At 69.5% G+C, this 8,810-nt stretch carries 9 protein-coding genes; all 9 read right to left on the bottom strand.

Features of this window, described 5'->3' with window-relative positions:
* Positions 1-160: 160 nt before the first annotated feature.
* Entirely contained in the window at positions 161-967 is an 807-nt protein-coding gene (locus tag DPV74_RS36120; protein WP_060359804.1) for an SDR family NAD(P)-dependent oxidoreductase, read from the bottom strand.
* Positions 968-997: 30 nt separating this feature from the next.
* Positions 998-2,014 (bottom strand): L-arabinose ABC transporter permease AraH, encoded by a 1,017-nt coding sequence (gene araH, locus DPV74_RS36115; protein ID WP_048026113.1) that lies wholly within the window; start codon positions 2,012-2,014, stop codon positions 998-1,000.
* 68 nt (positions 2,015-2,082) lie between these two features.
* Positions 2,083-3,594 (bottom strand): L-arabinose ABC transporter ATP-binding protein AraG, encoded by a 1,512-nt coding sequence (gene araG / locus DPV74_RS36110; protein ID WP_060205189.1) that lies wholly within the window; start codon positions 3,592-3,594, stop codon positions 2,083-2,085.
* A gap of 68 nt (positions 3,595-3,662) precedes the next feature.
* Positions 3,663-4,658 (bottom strand): arabinose ABC transporter substrate-binding protein, encoded by a 996-nt coding sequence (locus DPV74_RS36105; protein WP_027788415.1) that lies wholly within the window; start codon positions 4,656-4,658, stop codon positions 3,663-3,665.
* A 111-nt stretch (positions 4,659-4,769) separates the two neighbouring features.
* Positions 4,770-5,549 carry an SDR family oxidoreductase gene (locus DPV74_RS36100; protein WP_042976654.1) on the bottom strand — a complete coding sequence of 260 codons (780 nt, stop codon included), beginning with the start codon at positions 5,547-5,549 and terminating at the stop codon, positions 4,770-4,772.
* The gene (locus tag DPV74_RS36095; protein ID WP_119338921.1) at positions 5,549-6,226 is read right to left on the bottom strand and encodes a 2-dehydro-3-deoxy-6-phosphogalactonate aldolase; all 678 of its coding nucleotides are present in this window, start codon (positions 6,224-6,226) and stop codon (positions 5,549-5,551) included. The genes DPV74_RS36100 and DPV74_RS36095 overlap by 1 nt, the downstream gene beginning before the upstream one ends.
* Positions 6,227-6,248: 22 nt before the next feature.
* The gene (locus DPV74_RS36090) at positions 6,249-7,274 is read right to left on the bottom strand and encodes a 2-dehydro-3-deoxygalactonokinase (RefSeq protein ID WP_119338920.1); all 1,026 of its coding nucleotides are present in this window, start codon (positions 7,272-7,274) and stop codon (positions 6,249-6,251) included.
* A complete protein-coding gene (locus tag DPV74_RS36085) occupies positions 7,271-8,170 on the bottom strand; it encodes an IclR family transcriptional regulator (RefSeq protein ID WP_021161879.1) in 900 nt (299 codons plus the stop codon). Before DPV74_RS36085 ends, DPV74_RS36090 begins: the two co-directional genes overlap by 4 nt.
* 349 nt (positions 8,171-8,519) lie before the next feature.
* Positions 8,520-8,810, bottom strand: a 291-nt coding sequence (locus DPV74_RS36080; RefSeq protein WP_162923236.1) for an EF-hand domain-containing protein, incomplete at its 5' end; no start/stop codon positions are given.

Below are 8,810 nucleotides of genomic sequence, written 5' to 3'. Positions count from 1 at the left end.
CGCGAAGGCGGCCGTCTGCGGGCCGGGGCTGACCGGCTGCGCGGCGGCGGCCAGGCGCGCGCGGCGCGACTGGCTGGTGGACGACGATGCGCGCGAGGACGTGGCGGTCATGATGAACTCCTTTCCTTCGTCGAAGAAACGATACGGGTCGTGCGAACGGTCAGGCCCAGCCGCCGTCGACGATCACGTCCTGCGCGGTGATCATCCGGCTGTCGTCGGCCGCGAGGAACAGCGCCATCCGCGCGAGATCGGCGGGCAGCAGTTCGGCGTCGATGCACTGGCCGGCCTTGATCGCCGCGCGGCCCGCGTCGTCGAGCCACAGCCGGCGCTGCTTGTCGGTCATCACCCAGCCCGGCACCAGCGAATTCACGCGGATGCCGAACGGGCCGAGGTCGCGCGCGAGGCCGCGCGTCAGCCCCTGCACGGCCGCCTTCGCCATCACGTAGACGGGATAGCCGCCGTTCTTCAGCATCCAGCTGATCGAGCCGAGATTGATGATCGCGCCGCCGCCCTGCTGCTTCATGTCGTCGATCACCGCCTGCGCGGCGAAGAACTGGTGACGCAGGTTCACCGCGATGCCCGCGTCGAACGATTCGGGCGTCACGTCGCCGATCGCGTGGCGCGCGTCGTTCGCCGCGTTGTTCACGAGCACCGCGATCGCGCCGATGCGCGCGCGGATCGCGTCGATCGCATGGCGCAGCGCGCCGATGTCGGTCAGGTCGCACTGGATGAACAGCGGCGCATGGCGTACGTGCGCGAGGCTGTCCGCCAGCGCGGCGCCGGCGGCCGCGTCGAGGTCGACGAACGCGACGCGTGCGCCCTGCAACGCGAAGTGTTCGACGAACGCCGCGCCGATGCCGGTCGCGCCGCCCGTGATCAGCACCGCGCGATCCTCGAGGCTCGGATACCGTGCATAGCGCGCGTGGCTCGTGGTGTGCGCGTCGTGCGCGGAAGTGTCGATGGTCATGCGGTTCGTCTCCGTCAGGGCAGGCCGGGGTCAGTCGCGAACGCCGCGGTTCTTCAGCTGGTCGAGCAGCACGGCCGCGAGCAGGATCGCGCCGCGCACGAGGTACTGGTAGAACGCGTCGATGTTCAGCAGGTTCATCACGTTCTCGACCGTGCCCATGATCAGCACGCCGATCACGACGCCGGAGATCGTCGCGCGGCCGCCCATCAGCGACACGCCGCCGAGCACGCACGCGGAGATCACGTTCAGCTCGAAGCCCTGCGCGGCGTTCGGCTGGCCCGACGTGATGCGCGACGCGAGGATCACGCCCGCGAGCGCCGTCACCGCGCCCTGGATCAGGAAGATGTACACGCGCGTGCGTTCGACGTTGATCCCCGCGAGACGCGATGCCTCGGGATTGCCGCCGATCGCGAGCGTGTTGCGGCCATACACCGTCTGGTTCAACAGCACGCCGAACGCGATGAAGCACAGCAGCGTGACCCAGATCGGCAGCGACACGCCGAAGAGCGTGAGCCCGCCGAGCGCGATGAACGTATCCGACGACACGCCGACCGCCTGCCCCTTCGACACGATGAAGCCGAGCCCGCGCACGATCTCCATCGTCGCGAGCGTCGTGATCAGCGCGTTGATGCGCAGGTACGCGATCACCGCGCCGTTCACGAAGCCGATCGCGGCGCCGGCCGCGACCGCGGCGACGATCGCGACGAACGTGTTGTCGGTCGCGTTCAGCACCATCGCGCACAGCACGCCCGAGAACGCGACGGTCGAGCCGATCGACAGGTCGAAGTCGCGCGACGCGAGACAGAACATCATCGTGCACGCGACCATGCCGATCTGCGAGATCGACAGCGCGAGGCCGAGCATGTTGTCGATCGAGAAGAAGTGATCGACCGTCAGCGACATCGTGATGAACATCACCGCGAAGATCGCGATCAGGCTGTATTCGGTCAGGTGCTGCCACCACTTCTGGCGGTCGCTCTGCTGCGGCACCAGCGCGTCGGCCGTGGGCTTCACGGCGGCGCTGCCGAGGTTTTCGTTGACTTGCATGATTGTGTCTCCTGCTCCTGCATCGCGCGGCCCGTGCCGCGCGTCCGATTCGATTGTCGTGTCCCGCGTCAGGCCGCCTCGACGGCGCTCGTCTGCGGCAGCGCCAGGCTCAGCACCGCGTGCTCGTTCGCCCGTTCGCGCGGCAGCTCGCCCGCGATCCGGCCTTCGCGCATCACGACGATGCGGTCGGACACGCCGAGCACTTCCGGCAGCTCCGACGACACCATCACGATCGCGCAGCCGCGCTCCGCGAGCCGGTAGATCACATCGTAGATCTCGTGCTTCGCGCCGACGTCGATCCCGCGCGTCGGCTCGTCGAGGATCACGACCTTCAGGTCGGGCTCCGCGAGCCAGCGCGACAGGATCGCCTTCTGCTGGTTGCCGCCCGACAGGAAGCGGATCTTCTGGCGCCGGTTCGGCGTCTTGATCTTGAGCCGCTGGATGAAACGGTCGGCGGTTTCGCTTTCGGCCTTGCGGTTGATGAACAGCCCCGCGCGCAGCGAATGGCGGCGGCAGCTGATGTTGATGTTCTCCGCGACCGACGCGATCGCGATGATCCCTTCTTCCTTGCGGTCCTCGGGGCACAGCACGATGCCGTGGCGGATCGCGTCGCCGGTGCGCTTCACGTCGATGCGCGCGCCGTCGAGCGTCAGCACGCCCGCGCGCCGGTGATCCGCGCCATACACGAGCCGCATCAGCTCGCTGCGGCCCGCGCCGACCAGCCCGAAGAAGCCGACGATCTCGCCCGCGCGCACCGAGAAGCTCGCGGGTTCGCGCAGGGCATGGCCGTCGACGCCTTCGGCGGAGAACCGCACGTCGCCGAGCGTGCGCGGCGCGTAATGGTAGATATCCGAAATCTCGCGCCCGACCATTTCGGCGACGAGCCGTTCGCGCGGCACGTCGGCGAGCGATTCGTGCGACGCGATCTTGCGCCCGTCGCGGAAGATCGTGCACGCATTGCAGAGCCGGTAGATCTCGTCCATCCGGTGCGAGATGTAGATCAGCGCGCGGCCCTGCGCGCGCAGGTCGTCGACGAGCTTGAACAGCACCTCGGTCTCGCGATGCGACAGCGAACTGGTCGGTTCGTCGAGCGCGATCACGCGCGCATTGCGCATCAGCGCCTTGCAGATCTCGACCATCTGCCGCTGCGCGATCGACAGCCGCCCGAGCTTCGCGTCGGGATCGAGGTCGACACCCATCGCCGCGAGCCGCTCGCGCACGTAGCGCTTCGCCTCGCGCTTCCTCACCCAGCCGAACGCATTCGGCAGGCGGCCGAGCAGCAGGTTTTCCGCGACCGTCAGGTCGGGCACGTACTGCAACTCCTGGTGAATCACCGCGATGCCGGCCGCGATCGACGCGGCCGCATTCGCGAACTGCACGGGCCGGCCGTCGACCAGCACGCTGCCCGCATCGGGCTGGTATTCGCCGCCGAGAATCTTCAGCAGCGTCGACTTGCCCGCGCCGTTCTCGCCCATCAGGCCATGCACCTCGCCCGCATGCACGTCGAACGAGATGCCGTCGAGTGCGCGCACGCCGGGAAATACCTTGCCGATATTGTCAAAACGCAGTGCCGCTGACACGTCGCCTCTCCACTTCCGGAATCGATCGACCGCCGGCCGCCGCATCGCCGCGGCAGCCGGCGGGCCGCTTACTTCGACGCGAGCCCCATCTCGTCGCGCACCTTCGACACGTTGTCGCGCGTCGCGAGCATGCCCGTCGTCAGCGTCAGCGCCGGCGGTGCCTTGCCCTGCGTGATCCACGCGTACATCAGGTCGGAGGTTTCCTCGCCGTGGCGCTTCGGGCTGATGATCACGGTGCCGTAGAAGCCCGTCGGCTGCGGCTTCTTGAACTCGTTCAGCGCCGAATCGGAGCCGCCGATGCCGATGCCGATCATGTTGTCGGCCTTGAAGCCGCGCCCTTCGGCCGCGCGCACCGCGCCGAGCACGGCCTCGTCGTTCAGGCCGTACGCCACCCAGTGCTTGAACTGCGGGTTCTTCGTGAGCGCGATGTTCGCCGCGTTGAACGCGTTCTCCGTGTCGGTCTTCGCCTGCGGCGCGGCGATCACGTTCGCCTTCGGGAAGCCGGCGGCCACCAGTGCGTCGGTCGCGCCGCTCGTGCGGTCGTGCGCGGTCGGCAGCTGCTCGTAGGTGATGTCGATCGCGCCGACATCCTTCATGTCCCAGCCGCGCTTCTTGATCTCGGCCGCGATGCCGTCGCCGACCTGCTTGCCGATGTTGTACGCGGAGATCCCCATGTGCGGCACCGACTCGATCGGCTTGCCCGCGCCGTCGACGAGGCGGTCGTCGACCGTCATCATCTTCAGGTTGTGCGACTTCGCCTTCGCGACGATGCCCGGCCCGAGCTTCACGTCGGGCGTGCAGATGATGAAGCCCTGCGCCTTCTGCGCGGACAGGTTGTCGATCGCGCTCATCACCTTCTCGCCGGACGGCGCACCGATCTTCACGAGCGTGAAGCCTTTCGCCTTCGCCGCCATCTCGGCGAACTTCCACTCGTCCTGGAACCACGGCTCTTCCGGCTGCTTCACCAGGAAGCCGATCTTGACCGGATCGGCCGCATGCGCAACCGGGCTCCCGATCACCACCGCGGCCGCGGCGGCCAGCGTTACGAACGTTCTGCGTTTCATCTCCAGTGTCTCCTTGTCTTCATCGAACAGGATGCAGCCGCTTGTTGGTTTCGACGCAGCGTGCGCGCGGCCGTCGCACGTGCGGTCTTTCGAATCGCTACGTCAATCGTGTCAGTCGTGGTACAGCGCCGCACGCCCGCCGTCGACGGTGATGCATGCGGCATTGATGAACGGCGCCTCGTCGGACGCCAGGAACACGGCCGTCATCGCGACCTCCTCGGGCCGGCCGATCCGCTTCATCGGCTGCAGCGCGAGCGTGTCGGCGCGCGCGGCGGCCGGATCGGGCTGCGCGTCCCACCAGTCGCGCGTGAGTTGCGTCTCGATGTAGCCCGGCGCGATCGCGTTCACGCGGACGTTGCGCGCCGCGTATTCGATGCCGAGCGCACGCGTGAGACCGAGTACGCCGTGCTTCGCGACCGGGTACGGAAAGCAGCCCGGGATGATCCTGAATGCATGCGTCGACGCGATGTTCACGATGCTGCCGCGACCGCGTTCGACCATCCCTTCCAGCGCCGCGCGGCAGCCGTGCCACACGCCGTCGAGGTCGACCGCGAAGCAGCGGCGCCAGTCGTCGTCGGTCATCGTCAGCGGATCGGCGAACACGTTGATGCCCGCGTTGTTCACGAGCACGTCGAGCGGGCCGAACGCCGCCTCGGTCCGCGCCACGGCATCGCGCACCGCATCCTGGCGTGCGACATCCGCCTGCAGCGCCAGGACGCGCGCGCCGGCGATGTCGTGTGCAATCCCGGCGGCCGTGCGCTGTGCCTGCGGGAGGTCGAGATCGACGAGCGCGACGGCCGCGCCCTCGCGAACGAACGCGCGGGCGATCGCGGCGCCGATGCCTCGGCCCGCGCCCGTCACCATCGCGACCTTGTCCGCGAGGCGGCCCATCATGCGGCTCCGCCGCGCGCCGCGCGCAGGCCGGCCTGGAACGCACGCGCGTTCGCGGCAGTCTCGTCGGCCGGCTGGCCGGGCCGGTACAGCGCCGAACCGAGCCCGAAGCCGGTCGCGCCGGCCGCGAGGAACGGCTGCATGTTGTCGGGTGCAATCCCGCCGACCGGGATCAGCGGCACCGCGCGGTCGATCACCGCGCGCCACGCCTTCACGACGACCACGCCCAGTTGCTCGGCCGGGAACATCTTCAGCACGTCCGCGCCGTTCGCGAGCGCCGCGAACGCTTCCGTCGGCGTCGCGACACCCGGCGCGCTCGCGAGGCCGCGCTCGCGTGCGCGGCGGATCACGGCCGCGTCGCTGTGCGGCATCACGATCAGCGAGCCTCCCGCGTCCTGCACGCGATCGACATACTCCGCGCGCAGCACCGTGCCCGCGCCGACGATCGCGTCGTCGGGCAGCGCGCGCCGCAGCGCCGCGATGCTGCCGAACGGCTCCGGCGAATTGAGCGGCACCTCGACGATCCGGAAGCCGGCTTCGTACAGCGCACGGCCGTGGTCGGCCGCTTCGGCGGGCGTGATCCCGCGCAGGATCGCGATCAGCGGACACGCGTCGAACGCGCGCATCAGCGCGGCGTGAGGCGTGTACGGCGCGGGTAACGTAAGGTCGGACGGCATCAGGGGTTCCTCTGCAATCGGTTCATTGGTCGGCGCAGACGGGCTCGCCGTCCGCGCGCACGAGCCCGGCGCGCGACGCGATCCGCCACAGGCCGCGCTCGGTCGCATGCGCGACGACTCGCGCGTGCGGGTGGCCGAATTCCTGGAGCGCATCGGCGTAGCGCGCGCACAGGCCGTCGTCGCCGATCAGCAGCAGCGGCTGGTCCGCGAGCGCGATGCCGCGCTCCGCGAGCATCGCGTCGAGCGCGTTGAGCTCATGGCCGATCAGCAGGCCGGACAGGTAGTCGCCCTGCGCATCGGGCGCGAGGCGGTCGGTCAGGCCGAGCGTGCGCGTGCTGAAAATCGTCGCGAGCAGACCCGTGTGCCGCGCGCCGCGCGCGACCGATACGCCGCGCACGAACGCCGCGCGATCGGGCGACGCACCGGCGCGCATCGTGCGGCCGAGGATCGTGTGGTCGCGCAGCACCGCGAACAGCTCGCCGGTCATGAAGGTCTGGAACCGCTCGATCAGCCCGTCCGTCACCCACGCCCATTTCGCATGCGTGCCCGGCAGGCCGATCAGTACCCCTGAACGATCGGCGCCAAGCGTGGGATCGCTCGCGAGTGCGCCGACTATCTGAGTCTCTTCGCCGCGCATCACGTCGGGCAATTCGCCCGTGGCGATCACGCCCGGCACGATCGAGATCGTCGCCCCGCGCGAGGTCGTCACCGTGATGAGGCCCGCGACGAGCGCGTCGGCTCCGGCCGGCACCGCGACATACGGCGCCTCGCGCCAGCCCTGCGCGCTGCCGACCATCCCGGCGGCGAGCACCGGCAGGCCCGGCGAGCGGTCGAGCCAGTCGCCGCAGGCTTCCTCGAACACCGCGTCGAACGCGCGCGCGCCGCCGCCCGGTACATGCATGACGCCCGCCGGACGGCTGCGCATGTCGATGAGCGCGCCGTGCGCGTCGTACAGATACGCGCGCAGCGAGGTCGTGCCCCAGTCGAGCGCGATCAGCGACGGGGTGGCGGAGGTGGCATCCGGAACGGGCCGGGTCGAAGTCGTCATCGTTTGATCCTGCGGGTACCCTGCGGCGGGCTCCAGCCCAGTTCCGCGGAAATGGCTCGCGCTTCGCGCTGCACGAGCGGAATCAGTTCGTCCATCCGGTCGTGCGGCATGTACGGAATCGTGCTCGCCACCGACACCGCCGCGACGACCGCGCCCGATGCGTCACGGATCGGCGCCGCCACGCAGCGGATCGACGCCTCGTTCTCCTCGAGGTCGAACGTATAGCCGCCCGCTGCGTAATGGGCCATGCGCTGCAGGAACGCGCTCGTCTCGGGCCGGTTGTCGGGCTTGAAATTGACGCCGGCCAGCGCGCGCCGTGCGGCCTCGAACAGCGAGCGCCACAGGTCGGGATCGAGGTCGAGCATCATCGCCTTGCCGATGCCGGTCGACGCGAGCGGCATCCGGTGGCCGACGCGCGAGCGCATCTCGAGGCCGCGCGTACCGGGAATCTTGTCGATGTACAGCACGTCGTCGCCATCGCGCACGCCGAGATGGATCGTGTCGAGCGTCGCTTCCGCGAGCGCTTCGAGGTGCGGGCGCGCGACCGCGGTGAGCGGCATCTGCTCGAGCGCGATCGTGCCGAGTTCGATCAGCTTCGGGCCGAGCAGGTAGCCGCCCTGCACCTGCCGCAGGTAGCGCGCCTGCACGAGGCTGCTGACGAGGCGATGCGTCGTGCTGCGCGTCGTGCCGAGTGCGGCGCCGATCGCGCGCATGTCGCGCGCGCCGTTCGCGATCGCCTCGAGGATCGCCAGACCGCGCAGCAGCGTCTGCGTACCGGCCTGCTGGGCAGCGAGATCGAGCGGCGTGCTGGTCGCGCCGATGCTGTCGGTCAGCGACGCATCGTCCGGCGTCGCGCGCCGGGCGTCGAGGGCAAGGGAGTCGGGCATCTTGGTCATGGGGCGGGCTTCTTCAACGGAACCGGTGAAGCCGTTCGCGCGACGCCGGAACTGCGTCCGGCATCGCGGCGAGGCGGCGGTCGATGCACCGAATAAAGCGCCCGGCGAACTTCATGGAAGGTGTCTCCGTGTGCGTCGGGCGCCGCGCGATGCGTGGGTCCGAAGCTGTCGATGTGCTTCGGATTGTAGGAGCGCACGCACTCGCCTCCAATATTTGAATGCGTTGCCCAGATAATGAGAATTCGTCGGAAATCCGCGGCAGGCACGCCGTAACGGCCGCGCCATGTGCACGGGGGCGGAACCCGCCGTGTCGCAGGTTCCGCCCCCGTTGGTTCACCGCGCGCCGCGCTTACTGCTGGCTCGTGCTGCGTGCCTGCATGTAGCGCTGTACGTCCGCGAACGACACGCGGCCGTTGCCGCTCGAGTCGATCTGCCGGAAGTGGTTCGCGACATAACCGAGGCCGGCCGCGCGCGCCTGCGATTCGGTGATCGAACCCGTGTTCTGCGAGTCGGCCGCGCTGAACTGCCGCGCGAGCTTGCGCACCACCTGCGCATGCAGCGCGGCGCCCGTCGTCTGCGTGCCGGCGGTCGGCTTGCGCGCGGCCGGCGGCACGTACGGATCGCCGAGCTGCGCCTGGCG

The sequence above is a fragment of the Burkholderia sp. HAN2018 genome (assembly GCF_024704855.1).
Lineage (GTDB): Bacteria > Pseudomonadota > Gammaproteobacteria > Burkholderiales > Burkholderiaceae > Burkholderia > Burkholderia cepacia.
The sequence above is the reverse complement of the archived record's forward strand: the minus strand, read 5'-3'. Positions and strand labels throughout refer to the sequence as shown.